Source organism: Streptomyces sp. NK08204, from assembly GCF_020400585.1.
Lineage (GTDB): Bacteria > Actinomycetota > Actinomycetes > Streptomycetales > Streptomycetaceae > Streptomyces.
In genome coordinates this window covers 78,081-95,219 of sequence record NZ_JAINVF010000028.1, presented here as the reverse complement: position 1 = coordinate 95,219, position 17,139 = coordinate 78,081, and the positions used below count along the sequence as shown (strand labels likewise).

At 67.7% G+C, this 17,139-nt stretch carries 18 protein-coding genes and 6 pseudogenes; 16 read left to right on the top strand and 8 right to left on the bottom strand.

From position 1 onward, the window contains the following. Window positions 1-90 precede the first annotated feature (90 nt). Complete coding sequence (locus K7G59_RS29865) at window positions 91-807, bottom strand: SDR family NAD(P)-dependent oxidoreductase (protein WP_225839662.1); 717 nt, start codon at window positions 805-807, stop codon at window positions 91-93. 64 nt (window positions 808-871) lie between these two features. Here K7G59_RS29865 and K7G59_RS29860 point away from each other — a divergent pair, with 64 nt between their 5' ends. The 3 genes and pseudogenes from K7G59_RS29860 (at window position 872) to K7G59_RS29850 (ending at window position 2,655) form a co-directional block, all read left to right on the top strand. Beyond that, complete coding sequence (locus K7G59_RS29860) at window positions 872-1,405, top strand: MarR family winged helix-turn-helix transcriptional regulator (protein WP_225839660.1); 534 nt, start codon at window positions 872-874, stop codon at window positions 1,403-1,405. 145 nt (window positions 1,406-1,550) lie between these two features. After that, window positions 1,551-2,354, top strand: a pseudogene (locus K7G59_RS29855) (IS630 family transposase); the annotation flags it as partial. Window positions 2,355-2,427: 73 nt separating this feature from the next. Further along, the gene (locus K7G59_RS29850) at window positions 2,428-2,655 is read left to right on the top strand and encodes a hypothetical protein (RefSeq protein ID WP_225839676.1); all 228 of its coding nucleotides are present in this window, start codon (window positions 2,428-2,430) and stop codon (window positions 2,653-2,655) included. Between the two features lie 813 nt (window positions 2,656-3,468). Here K7G59_RS29850 and K7G59_RS29845 read toward each other — a convergent pair. The 3 genes and pseudogenes from K7G59_RS29845 to K7G59_RS29835 form a co-directional block, all read right to left on the bottom strand. Continuing rightward, window positions 3,469-4,377 carry a GlxA family transcriptional regulator gene (locus K7G59_RS29845; RefSeq protein ID WP_225839659.1) on the bottom strand — a complete coding sequence of 303 codons (909 nt, stop codon included), beginning with the start codon at window positions 4,375-4,377 and terminating at the stop codon, window positions 3,469-3,471. A gap of 10 nt (window positions 4,378-4,387) precedes the next feature. Beyond that, window positions 4,388-4,990 carry a cysteine hydrolase family protein gene (locus K7G59_RS29840; RefSeq protein ID WP_225839657.1) on the bottom strand — a complete coding sequence of 201 codons (603 nt, stop codon included), beginning with the start codon at window positions 4,988-4,990 and terminating at the stop codon, window positions 4,388-4,390. Between the two features lie 329 nt (window positions 4,991-5,319). Further along, window positions 5,320-5,406 (bottom strand): annotated as a pseudogene (locus K7G59_RS29835) (IS5/IS1182 family transposase); the annotation flags it as partial. Window positions 5,407-5,610: 204 nt separating this feature from the next. Here K7G59_RS29835 and K7G59_RS29830 point away from each other — a divergent pair. The 5 genes and pseudogenes from K7G59_RS29830 to K7G59_RS29810 form a co-directional block, all read left to right on the top strand. Next, window positions 5,611-6,075 (top strand): annotated as a pseudogene (locus tag K7G59_RS29830) (LuxR C-terminal-related transcriptional regulator); the annotation flags it as partial. Window positions 6,076-6,239: 164 nt separating this feature from the next. Next, a complete protein-coding gene (locus tag K7G59_RS29825) occupies window positions 6,240-6,449 on the top strand; it encodes a hypothetical protein (protein WP_225839655.1) in 210 nt (69 codons plus the stop codon). Between the two features lie 22 nt (window positions 6,450-6,471). Further along, the gene (locus K7G59_RS29820) at window positions 6,472-6,837 is read left to right on the top strand and encodes a hypothetical protein (RefSeq protein ID WP_225839654.1); all 366 of its coding nucleotides are present in this window, start codon (window positions 6,472-6,474) and stop codon (window positions 6,835-6,837) included. A gap of 181 nt (window positions 6,838-7,018) precedes the next feature. Beyond that, window positions 7,019-7,228 (top strand): hypothetical protein, encoded by a 210-nt coding sequence (locus K7G59_RS29815; RefSeq protein WP_225839652.1) that lies wholly within the window; start codon window positions 7,019-7,021, stop codon window positions 7,226-7,228. Between the two features lie 54 nt (window positions 7,229-7,282). Further along, window positions 7,283-7,837 (top strand): hypothetical protein, encoded by a 555-nt coding sequence (locus K7G59_RS29810; RefSeq protein ID WP_225839650.1) that lies wholly within the window; start codon window positions 7,283-7,285, stop codon window positions 7,835-7,837. A gap of 336 nt (window positions 7,838-8,173) precedes the next feature. On the opposite strand, the gene K7G59_RS29805 is transcribed toward K7G59_RS29810, so the two are convergent. Continuing rightward, complete coding sequence (locus K7G59_RS29805) at window positions 8,174-8,902, bottom strand: SDR family oxidoreductase (RefSeq protein WP_225839648.1); 729 nt, start codon at window positions 8,900-8,902, stop codon at window positions 8,174-8,176. A gap of 425 nt (window positions 8,903-9,327) precedes the next feature. Between K7G59_RS29805 and K7G59_RS29795 the strand changes: the two are divergent. Further along, window positions 9,328-9,661: pseudogene (locus K7G59_RS29795) on the top strand (hypothetical protein); the annotation flags it as partial. A gap of 214 nt (window positions 9,662-9,875) precedes the next feature. Then, the gene (locus K7G59_RS29790) at window positions 9,876-10,295 is read left to right on the top strand and encodes a DUF6223 family protein (protein ID WP_225839646.1); all 420 of its coding nucleotides are present in this window, start codon (window positions 9,876-9,878) and stop codon (window positions 10,293-10,295) included. Between the two features lie 303 nt (window positions 10,296-10,598). Here K7G59_RS29790 and K7G59_RS29780 read toward each other — a convergent pair whose 3' ends face one another. Together K7G59_RS29780 and K7G59_RS29775 are read right to left on the bottom strand one after the other, a co-directional pair. Then, window positions 10,599-11,447 carry an MOSC domain-containing protein gene (locus tag K7G59_RS29780; protein ID WP_225839644.1) on the bottom strand — a complete coding sequence of 283 codons (849 nt, stop codon included), beginning with the start codon at window positions 11,445-11,447 and terminating at the stop codon, window positions 10,599-10,601. A 646-nt stretch (window positions 11,448-12,093) separates the two neighbouring features. Beyond that, entirely contained in the window at window positions 12,094-12,399 is a 306-nt protein-coding gene (locus tag K7G59_RS29775; protein WP_225839642.1) for a helix-turn-helix domain-containing protein, read from the bottom strand. A gap of 45 nt (window positions 12,400-12,444) precedes the next feature. Between K7G59_RS29775 and K7G59_RS29770 the strand changes: the two are divergent. The 4 genes and pseudogenes from K7G59_RS29770 to K7G59_RS29755 all read left to right on the top strand — a co-directional run. Continuing rightward, a pseudogene (locus K7G59_RS29770) lies at window positions 12,445-12,633 on the top strand (IS5/IS1182 family transposase); the annotation flags it as partial. A 495-nt stretch (window positions 12,634-13,128) separates the two neighbouring features. Next, complete coding sequence (locus K7G59_RS29765) at window positions 13,129-13,578, top strand: hypothetical protein (protein WP_225839640.1); 450 nt, start codon at window positions 13,129-13,131, stop codon at window positions 13,576-13,578. Then, window positions 13,569-14,099 carry a hypothetical protein gene (locus K7G59_RS29760; RefSeq protein WP_225839638.1) on the top strand — a complete coding sequence of 177 codons (531 nt, stop codon included), beginning with the start codon at window positions 13,569-13,571 and terminating at the stop codon, window positions 14,097-14,099. Before K7G59_RS29765 ends, K7G59_RS29760 begins: the two co-directional genes overlap by 10 nt. A gap of 171 nt (window positions 14,100-14,270) precedes the next feature. After that, complete coding sequence (locus K7G59_RS29755; protein ID WP_225839636.1) at window positions 14,271-14,564, top strand: hypothetical protein; 294 nt, start codon at window positions 14,271-14,273, stop codon at window positions 14,562-14,564. A 717-nt stretch (window positions 14,565-15,281) separates the two neighbouring features. On the opposite strand, the gene K7G59_RS29750 is transcribed toward K7G59_RS29755, so the two are convergent. Continuing rightward, window positions 15,282-15,650 (bottom strand): nuclear transport factor 2 family protein, encoded by a 369-nt coding sequence (locus K7G59_RS29750; RefSeq protein ID WP_225839634.1) that lies wholly within the window; start codon window positions 15,648-15,650, stop codon window positions 15,282-15,284. A gap of 153 nt (window positions 15,651-15,803) precedes the next feature. Between K7G59_RS29750 and K7G59_RS29745 the strand changes: the two are divergent. Further along, window positions 15,804-16,025, top strand: a pseudogene (locus K7G59_RS29745) (transposase); the annotation flags it as partial. Continuing rightward, window positions 15,985-16,248 (top strand): hypothetical protein, encoded by a 264-nt coding sequence (locus K7G59_RS29740; protein WP_225839674.1) that lies wholly within the window; start codon window positions 15,985-15,987, stop codon window positions 16,246-16,248. The pseudogene K7G59_RS29745 and the gene K7G59_RS29740, both read left to right, overlap by 41 nt. The last annotated feature ends 891 nt before the right edge of the window (window positions 16,249-17,139 follow it).

The window sequence follows — 17,139 nt, the reverse complement described above, 5'->3', positions numbered from 1 at the left end:
TAGTGGTCCGTTCCAGACGTCCTTCGGGGGTTGACTTCGGATCTGATGTTGTGAGTGTCGTCTCGTCAGCTGCTCCAGGGCCGAATGGCACTACCGCGTGGTGAAGGCACCTCCGTTGACATGGATGGTCTGTCCGGTGATGTGCCGGGCGCCCGGGGAAGCGAGGAAGAACGCGGTCTGGGCGATGTCGTCGACCGCGCCGGGCCGTTTGTTGTGCGTCTCCTCAACCAGTGCACGGTGGCGTTCATCGCTCAGCTGGCCGCGGAAGAAGTTGGTGCCTGCGATGTAACCCGCGGAGATGACGTTGCAGGTCACTCCTCTGGGAGCGAGCTCGGCGGACAGTGAGGCGCTCCATGAGGCCAGAGCGGCCTTGGCCGCGCCGTAGGAGCCGCCACGGCGCTCGGCACCGATCGAGCCGATGCTGATGACGGAGCTGTCGCTGGTGAGCTTGTCCTGGACCGCGGACGTGGTCAGTACCGCGGTGAGCAGGTTCTGCCCCAGGTTGGCATGCCACTGGGCGAGCAGCGCATCCAGAGATGCTCCGTCACCTGATGCCGCCTCGGGCAGGCCGCCAGCGGCGTTGACCAGGACGTCCAGCTCCCCAAGGCGGGCGGCAAGCGATGCGACCTGCCCCGGGTCGGTCGCATCACAGACGACACCGTGCACCCCCAGTTCCTTGGCAGCCAGCTCGACGGTTTCAGAGTGACGTCCGGTGATGAAGACCTCTGCCTGGTCGACGGCGAACCTTTGGGCGATGGCAGCGCCGATGCCGCTGGTTCCTCCGGTGACAACCACGATGCGGGTCATGGATCCTCCTGCCCACTGCTACGTTTAGACCTAAACATAGCTGAGATTGACAAGGGATCACACCGTGGCCGACACCGCTGCAGCAGAGAACCCAGTACCCGTCCATTCCGCCACCGAGATCGCCGCGGCCTGGCGACGGGAGCGACCGGGCACCCCGACCGAATCGATCGAGATCGTCACCCCTATCTGGTGGCTGGCCAAGCTCTTCACCGACGACCGCAACCGGGCTCTGCGAGAGGCGGGGATCGATGCGGCCACCCTCGACCTACTTTCCGTCATCCGCCGCTCAGGCCCGCCCTACACCCTCAGCACCCGCGAGATCGCCCGGCGGACGCTGGTCACCGCCGGCGCGATCTCACAACGCGTCGCCCGAGCCGAACGCGACGGCCTCGTCCGACGAACACCAGCAACCACCGGCCGCCGAACCGTCCTGGTGGAACTCACGGCCGAAGGCCACGCGCTCATCGAGCGATCCGTTGACACCGTGCTCGACCGAGAAGCCACACTCGTCAGTTGCCTGTCGGACCACGAACGCACCGCGCTCATTGCGATACTGGACAAACTGATGGCTGACGTCCGACAACGCAAGCTCAGCTGAGGCCGGGCGGTGCGGGCGTACTCGTCAAGACGCTGCTCGAGGGAGAGCCAGATGAAATGGCAGCCATCCTGCCCGAGGGGCCTGGCTGCGGACACGGCAGGCTATCGCCTGACGCGATCCACTTCTGCCGATCGGCCCTCGTCCCATGCCCGTTGTCCCAGCCCGTCCGATAGTCCCGACCTGCGCCGAGCGCGAGCGGCTGAAGAAGATGGCCTATGGCCACAAGACCGAGCATCGGATGCGCCTGCGCGCGCAGGTCGTCCTGCACGCGGCCAGGGGACGCTCCAACGCGCGCATCGCCCGTGAGATGGGCCTGCACCTCGACACCGTGCGCACCTGGCGGGGCCGATTCGCCGAGCAGGGCCTACCAGGCCTGGCCGACCGCAAGCGCACCGGCCGACCACCCGCCTTCAGCCCGCTGCAAGCCGCCCAGGTCAAGGCCCTGGCCTGCCAGTTGCCCGCCGAGACCGGGGTGCCGCTGGCGCGCTGGTCGTGCGCGGAGCTGGCCCGCGAGGCCATCCAGCGGGGCATCGCCGCGTTCGTGTCGGCCACCACCGTGCGTCGCTGGCTGGCCGAGGACGCCCTCAAGCCCTGGCAGTATCGCTCCTGGATCTTCATCACCGACCCCGACTTCCGCGCCAAGGCCGAACGCGTCCGCAACCTGTACGCCCGTACCTGGCAAGGCCAGGAGCTGGGTGAGGACGAGTACATCATCAGCGCGGACGAGAAGACCTCCATCCAGGCCCGCTGCCGCTGCCACCCCACCCTCGCCCCCGGCAAGGCCCGCGCCATGCGCGTGAACCACACCTACGGCCGCGGAGGCGCCCTGGCTTACCTCGCGGCCTACGACATCCACCGCGCGAAGGTGTTCGGCCGCACCGAACCACGCACCGGCATCGACCCGTTCATGAACCTGGTCACCCAGGTCATGAGCGTCGAACCCTACGCCAGCGCCAAGCGTGTGTTCTGGATCGTGGACAACGGCTCCTCACACCCCAATCCACGCCTCCTGGTTGAACCAGGTGGAGATCTACTTTTCCGTCGTCCAGCGCAAGGTCGTCTCACCCAACGACTTCACCGACCTCGTCCAGGTCGGGGACCGGCTTCGATCCTTCGAAAACCGCTACAACGCCACGGCACAGCCGTTCCAGTGGAAGTTCACCACCTCCGACCTGGACGATCTGCTGGCCAGGCTCGACCAGCACACCGCCGATCACCCGGAAGGATCCTCCTTCCGCCTCGCCGCGTGATCAACCCCCGAAGGACTTCCGGAACGGACCACTTAGGTCGTACGCCGACACCTCCTCGTCCAGGTACTCGAACCGGATCGCCTGCTGCTTGCCGCCCATCAGAACCCGCCCACCGGGTAGACCCACGTGGCATCTCCGAACGGCTGGCGCAGATCCACGGCCAGGCGCCGTGCCAGAACAGGTGGACGACGTGGGCCCGGGCGACCGCCGGCATCTGTGTCTGCTCGACCAGGTCCCCGAACTGCCGCGGCTGCCGCCCCAGCACCACGACGATCTGGTGCTGCAGCCCGAGCCGTCCGTCATCGGCCGGCGCCGGGCCGGCAGCGTGTCCACGACGGTCATCACCTGCCGATGCCAGCCCGTTACCACTGCATACCGCCATCCAACCGCGGCCTCGAGCAGCCAGGCCGCCCCCGGCGTCAGCGCCAGGAAGTCCGGCGTGTGCGAGTCCGCGCCGTCGACCCGGGCGAACCGGAGGCGAACCGGCGAGGATGCCCGCCATGACCACCGACCAGAACCTGGCTCCGCTGCGTTCGGTGCACTCGGCGCCCATGGCGTTCGGTGCGGGAGCGGCCGTCGGCGCTCTTGGGGTTGGGCGGCGCGGAGTTCCAGCTGCCGCTGATGATCAGCTCGTTCGGGTTCGCTGTGCTCTCCGCGGTCATCCTGGACACGGCGATGAGCCTGGTCGTGGTCCTGGTTGCGCTGGCCGCCCGGCTGGTAGCGGTGTCGGTCTCCGAGGTGACCAGCGAACCCCGTCCGGGGAAAGCGCGCCGTCGGGCCCGCACCGACACGGGTCGGCTCTGCTGGCCTTCGTCAGGCCGCGCGGGCGCGCAGGCGGCGCAGCATGCGCGCGTCCGCGAAGCCGACCGAACGGGCGGCGGCGTCGACCGTGGCGCCGTGGCTGATGAGGTGCTCGGCGCGTTCCAGGCGCAGGGTCTGCTGGTAGCGCAGCGGGGTGAGGCCGGTGGCGCGGTTGAAGAGCCGGGTGAGGGTGCGTTCGCTGACGCCGACGGCCGAGGCCAGGCTGGGCAGCGGTAGCTGTTGGTCGAAGCGGGTGTCGATGAGGTCCTGGACGCGGTGCACGGTGTCGTCGAGGTGGGACCGGTGCCGGAACATCGCGCTGGACTGCGGCTCGTGGCCGTTGCGGCGGGCGTAGACGACCATGTCCCGGGCGACCTGGGCGGCGACGGCAGGACCGTGCCGACCGGCGACGAGGTGCAAGGCCAGGTCGATGCCGCTGGCGATGCCGGCCGAGGTGATCACCCGGTCGTCGGCAGTGAACAGAACGTCGCGGACGACGACCGCTCCGGGGTGGCGCAGGGCAAGCTCGTCCTGCACGTCGTGGTGGGTGGTGCAGCGGCGGCCCTTGAGCAGGCCCGCCTGCCCGAGTGCCTCCGCGCCAGCGCAGACGCTGGCCACCGTCCCGCCCCTGGTGTGATGGTCCCGCAGGACCTTCAGAGAGGCGTCGGCAATGTCAGGCGAGTCGGCAAGGGTGACGGCCCGCCAGCCGGGGACCACGATCAGGTCCTCGGGCCCGAGTTCGGGCCAGTCGGGCCTGGCCACCAGAGGCAGCCCTTGGGCGGTGGGGACCTGCTGCCGCTCGGCGACATAGGTGAGGGTGTAGGGGTGCCCGAAGTCGGCTGCGGTGGAGAAGACCTGCGCGGGGCCGGCCAGGTCCAGCAGGTGGACTCCGGGCACCAGGAAGAAGACGACGTGGCTCACTATTCGGTCATCATGCCCGAAGATCTGCCGCGGCCTCCACCTCGTCGACCGTCGCGATGGTGGCGAAGCGGCCGGCGAGGGCGTATTCGGTGCGCCGGACGACCTCGTCGGCGGGCAGGGTACGGGGGTCGGCGAGTAGTTCGGCGACGCTCTGGTCGGCGGGGGCGTCGCGATGCGGGATCGGGTTGGTGGCGGTCGCGTCGACGACGAAGGTGACCACGTAGCCGAGGTCGCTCGCGACGCGTGCGGTGGTCTCCACGCACTGCTCGGTGCGGATACCACAAAGGGTGAGTTCACGGACCCGGTGCTCGGTGAGGAGTTGCTGCAGGTTGGTGGTGGTGAAGGCGTTGTGCGAGGTCTTGTGGATCAGTGGCTCGCCGTCCTCCCGCCGCTCCAACTCCTCCAGCAGCCGGACGTGACCGAGGGCCGGGTCGAAGACACCGCCGCTCCCGGGCTCGGAGTGCAGTACCCACACCACCAGGTCCCCGGCCCGGCGGGCCAGCCGGACCAGTCGGTTCACCTTGTCGGCGATCTTCGGGTCGGAGATCGCTTCCCACAGCGGACGGGCGCGGAAGGACTCCTGGACATCGATGACGATCAGTGCTCGGGTCATGTTCCAAGCCTCAGCTGTGCGGACGGGGCGGCGACAGGCCGCATCGGGTCCCGAAGCGGACCGATTTGGTCAGCTGATACCTGCGGTCGCGTCGCTCGTCGGAGGACTCGGCCACCAGACGCAACCAGTCCCCGGCCCTCGGTCTCCCGGGACGGCTCCCTGGCGTCGCCTGAAGAGAACCGTCCTGTCCAACAGGCTGCACACCTCTACCCAGTTCGAAGACAGGAATACCCAGTGGCCAACTGCGACGCTCAAAGTGGCCAACCCGAGCGCTCAGTCACCAGACCTGTGACTGAGCGCTGTAGTTGGCCAGTGAGCCTTTTCCAATCTCAGACCCGTGTGATGTGAAGGGCGAGGACGGCCTGTGCGAGGCCGGTGATGCGGGTAGTGCTGCACCGCAGTCTGCGCAGGAGACGGCGTGCGGCTGGTCAGGGGAGCGTCGACCTGTGCCGACGACCGAGATTCCCGTCGGCGCAGCATGACGGCGGTGAGCTGGCTTGCGGCGTCCCCGAGCGGCGGTGCTGAACACGAGGCCGGGTTGCCACCGCTCACCCACTGCTGGAAGAGGTCCTGCATCAACCGGGTGGTCGACGAGCCGCGTAGTCGGGGTCGCGTGAGGCCTCATCCTGACCACATTCGACCTCGACGAGTACGTGTACGGCGCGCTGCGGGCCGGAGCAGCGGGGTTCCTCCTCAAGGACACCTCTCCCGAGGTCCTGCTGGCGGGGATCCGCACGGTCGCCGCCGGAGATGCCCTCCTCGCACCGTCGGTGACCCGGCGTCTGATCGCCGAGTTCGCCCGTTTTCCCCATGCGTATCCGGTGCCCGGCTCCTCGCTGAAGGACCTCACAGACCGAGAGCGAGAGGTTTTGCTACTCGTGGCCCGCGGCCTCTCCAACACCGACATCGCCGAACACCTCCACCTCAGCCACGGCACCGTCAAAACACACATCGGTCGGCTACTGAGCAAGCTGCGGGCACGCGACCGTGCGCAACTAGTGATCAGCGCCTACGAATCAGGGCTTGTGTCAGTGACCATCGCTTCTGAGCGGCATGTCCAGCCTGGGAGTGGTGGACTTCTTTGATGACTCCCCCCGCCTGAGCAGTAGACGATCAAGGTAGGCCTTCGTCGCCTGCTTGGCCACCCAACAGGTCGCGGTTCGCCGCAGTCACGCCGTCCTCGCGCGCACGGAACTCGCCCTGGCTGTTCCCCGGTGGCCAGCCCGGCCGTCCGATCAGCGTCCGGGCCATGGGCGAACGCCTCCGCAAACTCGGCATCCGACTCGCAGAGACCCGCTCGACCGCCCCGTTCCAGCTCGCCACCGAGCTGCCCGCCGCGTTCCTCGCCCGGACCCTCGGCATCGACATCACCATCGCCGTCAAATGGCAGCGAGCCGCAGCCGGCGATTGGGGCACCTACACAGCCGACGTCAGCCGACGGCTCTCGCACCAGGACTGACGACTACAGAAAGGACATGTCGATGGGCGTTTACGTATCGGTCAGAGGGTGGCTGGAGTGCGACGAGACACAACTCGTCACCGTCCAAGAGATCATCTCGTCCCACGCAGACGATCACTACTCCAACGGGTGGAGCACACCTCGGCAGCAGGTCAACTGGACCCACTACATCTTCTACGGCGCCGACATCCGCGCGTCGGCCCTGGACTGGTTCATGAACCAGCTCAGAGAGATCGCCCGGATCCCGGCCTCTGACGACGACGGAGACCTCATCCGGGGCCTGTTCCTTGCCAGCCACGAAGTCGACGGGCCAACTGAATGGCAGGTCCGAGACGGCCAGCTCGTCACCTCGCCCGGTGACATCAGACACCGGTACCTCGACGAGTAGACCCACCCATTTTGAGTATCGAACACCCGCCGAGGAGGAATGGGATGCTTTCGTGGCGCACTTCGAGAAGCGCGAAGTGTCCGTCGGTACCTGCGCTCGTGCCTTTTCGCGCCCTTGTGTTCATGGACACGCTTGTATTCGTTGCTCGCTCCTCCGGCCGGACCCGGCCCAGCGCGGCCGGTTGGAGGAGATCCGCGACCACGTCGTCGCCCGCATCGCTGAGGCCGGGCGTGAGGGCTGGCTCGGCGAAGCCGGAGGACTGGAAGTCAGCCTCGCTGGTGCCGTGGACAAGCTCGCCCGGATGGACGCCACCACGGCCCGCACGGCCGCGGCGATCGATCTCGGGGTGCCTGGCTTCACGGCGGCCGCTGGACGCTCCAGCGACGCGTGACACCGGATATGCTCCGGTGGCTCAGTAGATCGGGAGCGCAACTTTGGGGGTGCCATGAGTCGGCCGTTGCTGTTCCTTGACGTGGACGGACCCCTGAATCCGTATGCGGCAAAGCCCGAGAAGCGCCCCGAGGGCTACACCACCCTTCGCGTCCCACAGGAGAGCGGGGCAGTTGAGGGGCACGGGAGACTGCGGACCCGTATGAGGCCACTCCGGGTATGGCTCAACCCCGATCACGGGCCGGCGCTGTTGGCTCTCGGATACGAGATCTGCTGGGCCACAACCTGGATGAGCGACGCGAACAAGTGGATCGGACCTACGCTCGGTCTGCCTGAGCTGCCGTTCGTCGGCTTCGGTGATGCCCTGCTCAACGACCGCCCTGATGGCGTTCACTGGAAGTTGGAGCCATTGCTGGAGTACGCCAGCGGCCGACCGTTCGCTTGGGTGGACGACGAACAGAGCGACGCGGATCATGCACACGTGGCTGCCAACCACCACGCAGCCGTCTTGCTCCATCACGTCAATCCACGGATTGGCCTGCGGAACGACGACTTCACTACCCTCGCGGCCTTCGCAGCATCCGTCGACACGTCGATGGGCGCTCCCTGAGCTTCAAGCGCCCAAGCCCTGGTTCAGAGAAGCAGGCGTGTTCGTGCCGGCAGGGGGTTCCGCGGGGGCGCCCACAGGTACCCAGTGACACCTTGCGGAGCTCGAAGTGCTGCTGGAAGTCGTGCCACTCCTGATTCGGTGGGCTCGCGGTACTCGCCCTGCGGTCGGTCGGCCCGGCGCCGGTCGAGGAAACCGCGGTAGGTCCGCACCAGGTCGTCATGGAAGACCGCTCATGGTGGAGTCGGGTGTGGGAGCTGTCCGCATGCCTGTGGTCCGGGACTCCATGGCCGCTCCGGGCCCGGTGTCAGTCGCCATGTGGGACATGCCAGGAGCCGGTCATACCTGTTCGAAGTGGAACGCCTTGATGAAGCAGTCGCGGGGTTGGGCGACAGCGAAGAGGATGCACTCCACGAGTGACTGCGCGGTCAGGGCGTCCTTGGCCTCGCGTGGCGTGCTCTCCCATTCCTCGGAGAGCGGGTCAGGGTTGTTGAAGTCGGGCGGGTAGAGGGATATCACCCGTACTCCTTGGGGCCGCATGCGCTTGGAGAGGATCTCGGCGAACCCTGCCTGGGCGCTCTTGGCTGCGTAGAAGGCGTCGTGTGCCTCTGAGCGGTGATGACCGGCTGCTGCGCAGGCGGAGATCATGGTCACCACATCCGGCTTGTCCGAGTTGAGCAGGAGGGGCAGGAAGTTCTTCACGGTCAGGACCGTGCCGGTGGCGCCGGACGCGATGGTGTCGACCACGTCGGTGTCGGAGGCGGATTGGAGGTCTGGGCCGTTGAGGTAGCGGGAGCCGTTGTTGATCAGCACGTCGATGCGGTCGGTGTGTTGGGCGATGCCGGCAGCGAAGTCGTGGATCGAGGCAGGGTCTGTCAGGTCGCAGGCGAAGGCGTGCACCTGCTGGTGCCCTCGGTCTCGAATCTCGTCGCGGACACGCTCAGCGGCGGCGAGAGTGCGCGCGGAGAGGAAGACCTCGGCACCGAGGTCCGCGAGTCGGATGGCCAGGGTGCGGCCGAAATCGCGGCCGGCGGCGGTGATGACCACGCGGTGGTTGTCGAATCTCATGTCGGTACTCCTGGTTCGTGTGACCGGATGTTGCGGGGGAGTGCGGCGGCTGACGTCGGCGGCGTAGGCGGCCCGGTCCCGGCGGCGGCCGGTTGCCACTTGACGGCGACGGTGATGTCGATGCCGACGTTGAGCCGGCGGAACCGGCAGTACCGGCAGTACCGGCCGAACCGGTGAGCCTGCGCTTGCCGAGCTTCTTGACGCCAACATGTACCAGTTCGCCGAGGCGGTCGCGTTCGTAGCGGTGGCGCGGTCGAGGTGGGCCAGCCGGGCCAGGGCGTAGCGGGTCAGTACCCGGTGCACGGTTGACGGGACCAGCCGTAGCAGGTGCGCGATCCGCGCCGGTCCCCACGGGCGCGTCAGGCGAACCTCGATGATCCGCCGTTCGGTGCGTGTTGGCGTTCGCCGGGGGCTTTGGTGCGGGCTGGTTGCCGGGCCACCCCCGCTTCCACCTGTACTCACCCCCACCCCACCGGGTCGTCCTGGCTCAACCTGGTGGAACGCTGGTTCGCCGAGCTGACGATCAAGCAGATACGACGCGGCGTCCACCGATCCGTGCAGGCCCTGGAGGAGGACATCCGCGCCTGGATCGCCGTCCGGAACACCGACCCCAAGCCGTACGTCTGGACCAAGACCACAGACGAGATCCTCCAGCGCCTCGCCAGCTGTCCGAACAGAATTCCTGGCTCAGAAGAAAGATCCTATCGCCACATGCGACGCCCACATCAGCAGGCCTGCGAGGGTGACGGCGGTTGGTAAGACTCGGCCGTCTTGTCGTACGGGCGAGTCCACCTCGCGGGCGAGCGGCTGACTACTGCACACGCGGTACCTTCGTGGCGCCTGCGGCGCCCGTGGTAGCCGGATGCGGCATCGGGGCGACAGCGCGAAGTGTCTACGGCCGCCGGACGACTCGAGGCAGGTCCGGCAGACATGCTTGGACGGCATCCCGTCGCAGGAAGAAAGGAGCATCTTGATGTCTGTTCGTCGCCTGCCTGCCGCAGTCGCAGCCGCCCTGCTCGGAGGCATCGGGCTTGCCGCGCCGGCGGCCGCGCACGCCTCGGCCCAGTCGGCCGAGGTCGGCGCATACACCCTGACTGCCGCGCGATTCTGGGCCACCGCGGCCGCGCTGCTGGCACTGGCCGGCGTGGTCATCGGCCGACTGGCTCTGGCCCGCTCAGTCCGTCGTATCGGCGACGGTGGGACGAAGGGGGCGATCACGGCTCTCGTGGCGGGTCTGATCGCCGTGGTCGGTGGCGCGCTGAATCTGGCCGTCGCCGACGGTGGTCCCGGCACTGGTAACGGAGTGGTTGGTGGCGCTGCGGCCCTGCTCTTGGGGCTGCTCGCCACGGTCCTCGGGTGGCTGGCTCTGGCCCGCTCCCGCCGCACCGGTTGACCGCAGCGCATACGAGCGCACGTTCTGATCTGCCTGAAGGCCGATCAGTTGGCAGCCTGGGCTGCGACGGCGTCGGCCGCCCGCTCGCCTTGACCGTGACGGGCGGCAACACCAACGGCTGCACTCAGTTCACCGCAGTGATGGAGGCGATCCGGGTGCCCCGCACCGGACCGGGACAAGGACGGTCATCTCCACACGCGTGAGGCGGACGGCACACGGGCGCTGTGCCCCCGGCCAGCAGAAAGACACAACACTTCCGACCGGGTTGAACGGTCATCGTTGGCCCGGGCTGCGTGCGGCTGATCAGAAGCCGTCTTCTCGTGTGACCGGGTCGCCGACGCGCACAGTACCGGGTTCCACGACGTCCAGGTATACGCCGACGCAGGAGAGCCGGCCGAGGTCGAGGACGGGAATGCGGTGCTCGCTCGCGACTGTGCGCATGATGCGGGGGTCGGGTGGGAGGCCGTCCTGGCCGAGGGTGGGGATCACACAGCGGGGTGTGGGCACCAGGGGGCGGAGGAGGGCCTCGCCTACGCGCAGGTGGATACCGATCCAGGCGTCCTCCACGAAGCCCGGCTCGCCAAGGGTGTCGACAACGAGGTTGGGGCGGAAGCGGCGGGGGTCGAAGTCCCCCGCCGGGTAGGCCGAGTGCAGCCGTGCCAGGGTCGCGGTGGTGACGAGATGAACGGTGCCGTAGTCGAAGAACGTTCCCGGTGCCACGCTGCCGGAGGTGATGGCCGCGCCGGTGGTGTCGGTGGAGGCGGTGGCGCGCAGGCTGTCGGGGATTCCTCCGCGGTAGTCGGGGACGGCCCGCTCCAGCAGGCCGCCGTGTTCTGGCGGGGTGGCCGACAGAGCGACGCGACGACCCAGCAGTGCGGACAGCCGCGCGTCCAGGTGAGGGTCCCCGGCGGGCAGGTCCGTTCCGTCCGGCAGTTGCACGGTGATCGTCAGATCGGCCGCCATGCGGCTGCGGCAGGTCAGCAACGGGCCCCACTTGCGGGGGTGTTTGGCGCTGCCGACCGTGCCCGCCTCGTCGAGGACGGCGGCCATCCGGTCTCCGTGCAGCCCCCGTTCGGTGACCACCGCGTCGGTCAGTGTCTCTCCCAGCATGGACTTCACCGGGTACCGGTGCAGGGCCGTGACGGTTCCCATGGGTCGGTTGGATTCCTCTCGCTTCGCCGGTGCGGCCGGCGTTCGGATCAGGGTCGGTCAGGGTCGGTCAGGGTCGGATCAGGGCGACGGGATCCCCGACGCCGATGGTGCCCGGCTCGGTCACGGTGTCCAGTGCGGCCAGTGTGTCCAGGCGCGTGGCATGCGCCCGCGCGATGGTCTTCAGCACGAGCGGGGGGTGCGGCAGGTCCTGCTGGGTGGGACTCGTTGACCATGACGCAGCTCTCGCTGGAGCGTACGAACGTCACGCATACCGTGGTGCCGATGCGGACGCTGGAACTGAGCCGCTGGTCCTCCACGAGGGCGGGTGTGCCAGGTGGCGCGGGATGAGGAGGTTGGGATGGAATCGGCGCTCGCCGACCGGAATGCCCGCACGGGCGGTGCGTATCCAGTCGATCGCTCAGTGGAAGCTGGTCGAATGCGCGACGGACCCCTCACGGGCCACCTCGACGTCGCGGCGCTGCAGGTAGCGGCGCAGGTACGCGGTGGTATCGGCCACGGGAACCCCGTCCGGTTCGAGCAGTTCGAGGTCGGCCAGGGGTCCGCTTCCGGGTAGCGGGAGGGCAGCCGCAGCAGGCCGGGCATCCCTCGGAACCGGCGGGTGTTCTTGCCCGGTCCGAACCTGCCCTCACCGTCCCGCACTGCATGCAGTCGCCACCAGCAGCGGCAACAGTGCCGACCCGGCGTCGGTGAGCAGGTACTCGTAACGGTCCGGGCGGCGCTGGTAGAGGCTGCGGCGCAGGACACCACGATCGATGAGCCGGACCAGGCGCTCGGCGAGAACGTCAAGGGAGAGACCGAGTTCGACGGCGAGCGCGTCGAAACGGAGGCGGTCGCGGGCTGTCTCACGCGGCACCAGCACGTTCCACCAGTCGCCCATGACGACGGCGTCCTGGGTGATGCCGCAGGCTTCATCCGCCCGGTGCATTTTCATGCCCTCATAGTAAGTCCTATGTGGTGATGGTTCGTTGGGCCGGGCATGGGGCGGGGTACGTGGAGTTGGATTGTTCCGGACGGGCTATGGGAGATCGCGAAGCCGTTGATCCCGCCGGACCGGGTGCGGCCGCAGGATGACGGAACACAGAACACACCTGATGAAAGTAGCTGGCGTTTCTCAGCCTCGCCGCCGCCCTGTGCTGCTACAGGCGACTCGTCCGCCTCACCGCGTAGGACACGGTCTTAGCTGAGGCGGAAAGCCTCGCCTACCGTCCGCGAACCCGCCAGACCCTCCCCGGGACCTGGAAAAGAACACAACGCATGGGGTGGTCTTGTGGTGCGGCGACCCGTGGAGGGTGCAGCAACAGGGGGATTTGGTCGATTTACAGCGTATGTCGCTCGGTGGACTGGCTCCAGTTCGCCGCGGCGTAGTCGTTGAATACCGGCAGGGGCGCGAATCGTTTACGGCGGCCAGGGTGACTCGGACGTGAGGCAGGGCTCGTGCCACTGGAAGACGCTTTCCTACCCGACGAAATTCCGCGCGCCCGCATCCAGCTCCCCTGCGACGGCCAGGAATCCATGGCGGTCCCCGCACGGCGACAGGATTCGAATCCCATCGAATCACTTGGCCGCTGGGCGGGCTGGGCGATTCCATGAACCGGGCTCAAGCGTCCAGCTGGGCCGCGGCGTCGGGGCCCCGGCCATGTCGCCCACATCGAGGAGACCGATGAACATCAGACGAGCACTCCGTGCTCCGCTGGCAGGCTCATTGCTGCTCAGCGCCGCCCTGGCCGGAGGCGTCACCGCCGCCGCGCCCGCCGCGGCGGCCTCGGAACCGAGCTGTCCCTCCGGTGCGAACTGGAGCGCGTCACCCACTTACAGGGACAGCGCCGGCCAGGTCGCGGCCATCGGCCACATCTACACGTACAACTGGGGCGGCTGCGCCTACCTCGTCGCGCAGGGCTCGTACTACGGCATGTACAAGTGGATGGACGTCCAGATCCAGGCGGACAACGGCCAGACCAGCTACGACGGCAACCACTATTACTACTACGCGGGCCCTGTCTCGGCCTCCTCCTCAACCACGGGCGGCCTGTGCATGACCGTCTGGTTCGACATGCTCAACTCCGCAGGCACGCGCGTGGTCCAGGACAAGACGGGGACGCCATGCAACTGACGATCTCCGGGCGCAAGCGGACGCTCGCCGCATCGGCGCTGGTGGCCGCCTCGGCTGCCGTGCTTCCGGTCACCGCGTCCCCTGACGCCCACGCCGACTCGTGCACCTACCGCTCGCTCACCAAATCCGACGTCGACGCCTACGGGTACGTCGGCTATGTGGAAATGCAGTGGTCCGACGGCTGCCACACGGTGCGCACGCACTTCCACGTCGATTCCGCCTTTCTTTCCGGTCACTCGGGCTGGAATGTGCGCCTCGGAATTTCCGGCGGTCTGAACTCCGGCGGCAGCAGCCAGTACAGCGTCGTGAGCACCCCGTACCCGAACAACACCTCCTATGCCGACTACTACTCGGCGAGCGCCGCGTACAACGCCTACCCGACGGAGCTGTTCACGTCTTGGCTCGACTGGACGTACAACGACTGTTCCGTGCAATGGGTCACCGCAACACACGACTTCAGCAACGGCGCGAATTACGGCAACGGCGGCGCGGAGGCTTTCAGCCAGGGCTGCCACACCTGAGCAGACAGACGTCCAGGAAGGAATTCGATGAAGAAGCTCACCGCACTCGTCATAGCGGCCGGCCTTGCCGCCACAGGACTGATCGGTGGCGCTGGGGACGCTTCCGCCACAGCCACAGTGGACGGAAACGGATGCCGATACGCGCCGGTACAGGCGGACGGCCTGAACGTCATGCCCTGTATCAGCACCTCGGGGTCCTTGAACGTCTCGGGCACGGTCTCCATCTGGGGCACCAACAAGACGTCGTTGTACCTGTGCATGGAACTGCGCATGGTCAAGTCCGACAACATCAGCACGTACTCGGTCTCGGACCCGACGTGCGCGCTGATCCGCGACGGAAACGGTTCCATCGGGCAGAGCTACGGCTCGGTGCTCTACGGCGACTATGTCATCCACGCCTGGTTCACCACCCCGACCTACTGGGACGGTGGCGACTCCGCGCGCGCCCACGTCTACTCCAGCTGACCGAGGCCAATCCCGCCGCCGTCAGTCAGCTGTCTCTCCCAGCATGATCAGGAGGGTTCGGCATGGCTCTCAAGTGACTCAAGGCCGTAGCCACGCCAGCCGGCCCTTCTGCTCGGGGGCTCGGTGGGTGACCCGAAAATCCTGGCTGCCGCACCGCATGGGGATCGACGCCGTCACCCAGGGTCCTCTTGTCACACGACCGCTGCGGCCTTCTTTCAGGGGTCTACTGAACAGATCCGCTCTGGCCGCAACCGCCGCCCACCGTGCCGTTCGCCGGTCCCCGGGAGCGACCGGCGCGGTCGCGGCGCGCGGTGGAAGGGGTCAGCGGGTCTTGAAGGACTTACGGAGGGCGGCCCTGTCCTCCCAGGAATCTGCTGCCGGGCCCTTGGTCATGTCGGTGGAGAAGCTGTCGTGGCGGAGGCCCTCATCGGGAGCCCGGTCATGGCGTCGGGCTCACCCCGCCCCACGACCAGGCCCACCGACAGGCAGTGAACTACACCACCACCACCACCACCAGCACCACCAGCACCACCAGCACCGGGAATCCCCGGTCGTGCCTGCCGCATCCGGGGCCGACACCCAAGGATCCATTCGGTCTCCGCGGGCTCGGGGCCGCCACGGGCGATCAGGCGACGGCCGCCTGCCCGCGGTGCAGCGGACCGACACGCCGCAGGGGATACAGAGCAGGTCCTCGCCGATCGCCTCCCGGGCAAGAACTCATGCCTCTGGGAGTCGGTCAAGGAAGCCGAGGACGGAGGTGATCCGGCCGTCCTCGGCAAGGGCTACCACGTCCGAGCCGGCGACCGGCGCCGAGCCGTCGGCGGTTGACACCAACTCCCAGCTGAATCGGGCGATGTGATGGTTGCCGTCCACGTCACCGGCCAGCCGGAACTCGAACCCGGGGAACTGCTCGTGCGCCGCCCGGATCACCTCGGCGATCTGCTCGTGGCCGCTCACGTCGGCCAGCGGGTCGGTGTAGGTGCCGTCCCCGGTCCATGCCGCGGCAACGGCCTTGGCGAGCGCCTCGGCCTCGGTGGCGTTCCACGCCTCGAAGTAGCGGGCGACGGCGGCGGTGTAGATCGACATGGCGGACTCCATTACGCTTAAGTAGTTTGGTAACCGGTTCAGTTGGCCCTCGAACCGAGCCGGAATGTGCCGGCCCGAAGCCTGATGCCTTCACCTTGCCGCGCTCCGCCCGGCCACGCGATTACCGCCCAGGTAATACGGTCCGGACGGACCGAGGAACTCCTGGAGGCACATCCTCCTTCGAAGGTCCTGACGTCGATGCCGGAACTCGGCGTCAGCGCCGGAGTCCGGATCCTGATCGAGGTCGGCGACGGCAGCACCTTCCCGACCGCCGGCCGCCTCGCCGCCTACGTGGGTCTCGCGCCGGCAACCCGGACCTCATGCTCCTCAATCCGTGACGAACAGCCCTCCGGGCCGGGAAACAAGCAGCTTCGTCTACCTGCTGTCCGTCGCGGCCGGCCTGCTCGCCCTGGCGGGTCCCGGCCCCGACCTCGCCCGAAGCGCCGGCGCCCGCCCCGGCCGGACTCCCCGCCGCGGCCGAGCCGAAGATCCGCGTGATCCTCGCCGCCGCCGACCTGCTCGCCCACCTGCCAAACGGGTCTTCTTCCCCTCCGCGTTCGCCGCACTGGGCGACCTGGCCTCGCAGGCCTACGTGTGAGGCCTGGACTGGCTGGTTCGGGCCTTCGCCATGCCTCGCAGGTTTGGGCGAGCCCAGGAACCCGCCACAGCAAGTCCAACACATCTGTGACCAAGAGTTACGGGACGGCCTCCAGCAGGAGGGCCTGGGTGCGGAGCTGGTTCAGGTCGACGGCGACACGGACTTCGTCCTTGCCTTCGTCCGCTGGAGGGAACACGCTCTCCACCCCACCCTTGAGTTGCTCGTCGGAGAAGGCGCCGCGGTGGTTTCTGTGGCCAGGATCGTTCAATCGGGTGCCCTGCAGTTCCAGGGTTCCGTGGATTTCCGCGCCACCGAGAGACAAGCTGCTGTCGCATTTGAAAGGGATCTTTCGCGGGGAGGCGCAGGTAAAGTCGCTGCCCACGTGGATGCCGTCTGTACTTGGCGGTTTCCAGGTGGACGTCGTCTCTGCCGTGCGTTCCGGAGATGTCGATCGCTCCTTCTGAGTCGCGCAGGTCAAGGTCTCCGCGGGATACTTCCAGGTGCCGAGCGGTCAGCTCGCGGAAGGTGCGCCCGCGCAGAGCATGTTCGGGGATTTTTGCTGCGCCGAGGTCGATCCCTCTTGTCGGAGGAACAGTTCTCGATGACCACAGGCCTCTCAAGCTTCACCTGTGCTCGCAGGGCGTTCCCGGCCTTGTTGGAAACTTTCGACGACGGAGAAAGTCACTCAACGTCCGCCGGCCCGGGGGCAGGCTCGGCAGGGAGCTCAGACGTGTCAGGGACCCGTGCTCAGCCTTCCAGACGGGGAGTCCGCTCGACGGTTGACCTTCGCGGACGACGGCATCTTCGAAGACGTGACCGCCTCAACCGGCCGCATGCGATCGTCCAGCGGGATCGGCCTACAGGCGGGCGAAGGGTGGCGCTCGAACAGCC

Excerpts from the sequence above, each read along its gene's own strand:
- K7G59_RS29865 (WP_225839662.1), bottom strand. The coding sequence starts at position 807 with ATGACCCGCATCGTGGTTGTCACCGGAGGAACCAGCGGCATCGGCGCT.
- K7G59_RS29840 (WP_225839657.1), bottom strand. The coding sequence starts at position 4,990 with ATGACCCGAGCACTGATCGTCATCGATGTCCAGGAGTCCTTCCGCGCC.
- K7G59_RS29825 (WP_225839655.1), top strand. The coding sequence starts at position 6,240 with ATGGGCGAACGCCTCCGCAAACTCGGCATCCGACTCGCAGAGACCCGC.
- K7G59_RS29820 (WP_225839654.1), top strand. The coding sequence starts at position 6,472 with ATGGGCGTTTACGTATCGGTCAGAGGGTGGCTGGAGTGCGACGAGACA.
- K7G59_RS29810 (WP_225839650.1), top strand. The coding sequence starts at position 7,283 with ATGAGTCGGCCGTTGCTGTTCCTTGACGTGGACGGACCCCTGAATCCG.
- K7G59_RS29805 (WP_225839648.1), bottom strand. The coding sequence starts at position 8,902 with ATGAGATTCGACAACCACCGCGTGGTCATCACCGCCGCCGGCCGCGAT.
- K7G59_RS29790 (WP_225839646.1), top strand. The coding sequence starts at position 9,876 with ATGTCTGTTCGTCGCCTGCCTGCCGCAGTCGCAGCCGCCCTGCTCGGA.
- K7G59_RS29780 (WP_225839644.1), bottom strand. The coding sequence starts at position 11,447 with ATGGGAACCGTCACGGCCCTGCACCGGTACCCGGTGAAGTCCATGCTG.
- K7G59_RS29775 (WP_225839642.1), bottom strand. The coding sequence starts at position 12,399 with ATGAAAATGCACCGGGCGGATGAAGCCTGCGGCATCACCCAGGACGCC.
- K7G59_RS29765 (WP_225839640.1), top strand. The coding sequence starts at position 13,129 with ATGAACATCAGACGAGCACTCCGTGCTCCGCTGGCAGGCTCATTGCTG.
- K7G59_RS29760 (WP_225839638.1), top strand. The coding sequence starts at position 13,569 with ATGCAACTGACGATCTCCGGGCGCAAGCGGACGCTCGCCGCATCGGCG.
- K7G59_RS29755 (WP_225839636.1), top strand. The coding sequence starts at position 14,271 with ATGCCCTGTATCAGCACCTCGGGGTCCTTGAACGTCTCGGGCACGGTC.
- K7G59_RS29750 (WP_225839634.1), bottom strand. The coding sequence starts at position 15,650 with ATGTCGATCTACACCGCCGCCGTCGCCCGCTACTTCGAGGCGTGGAAC.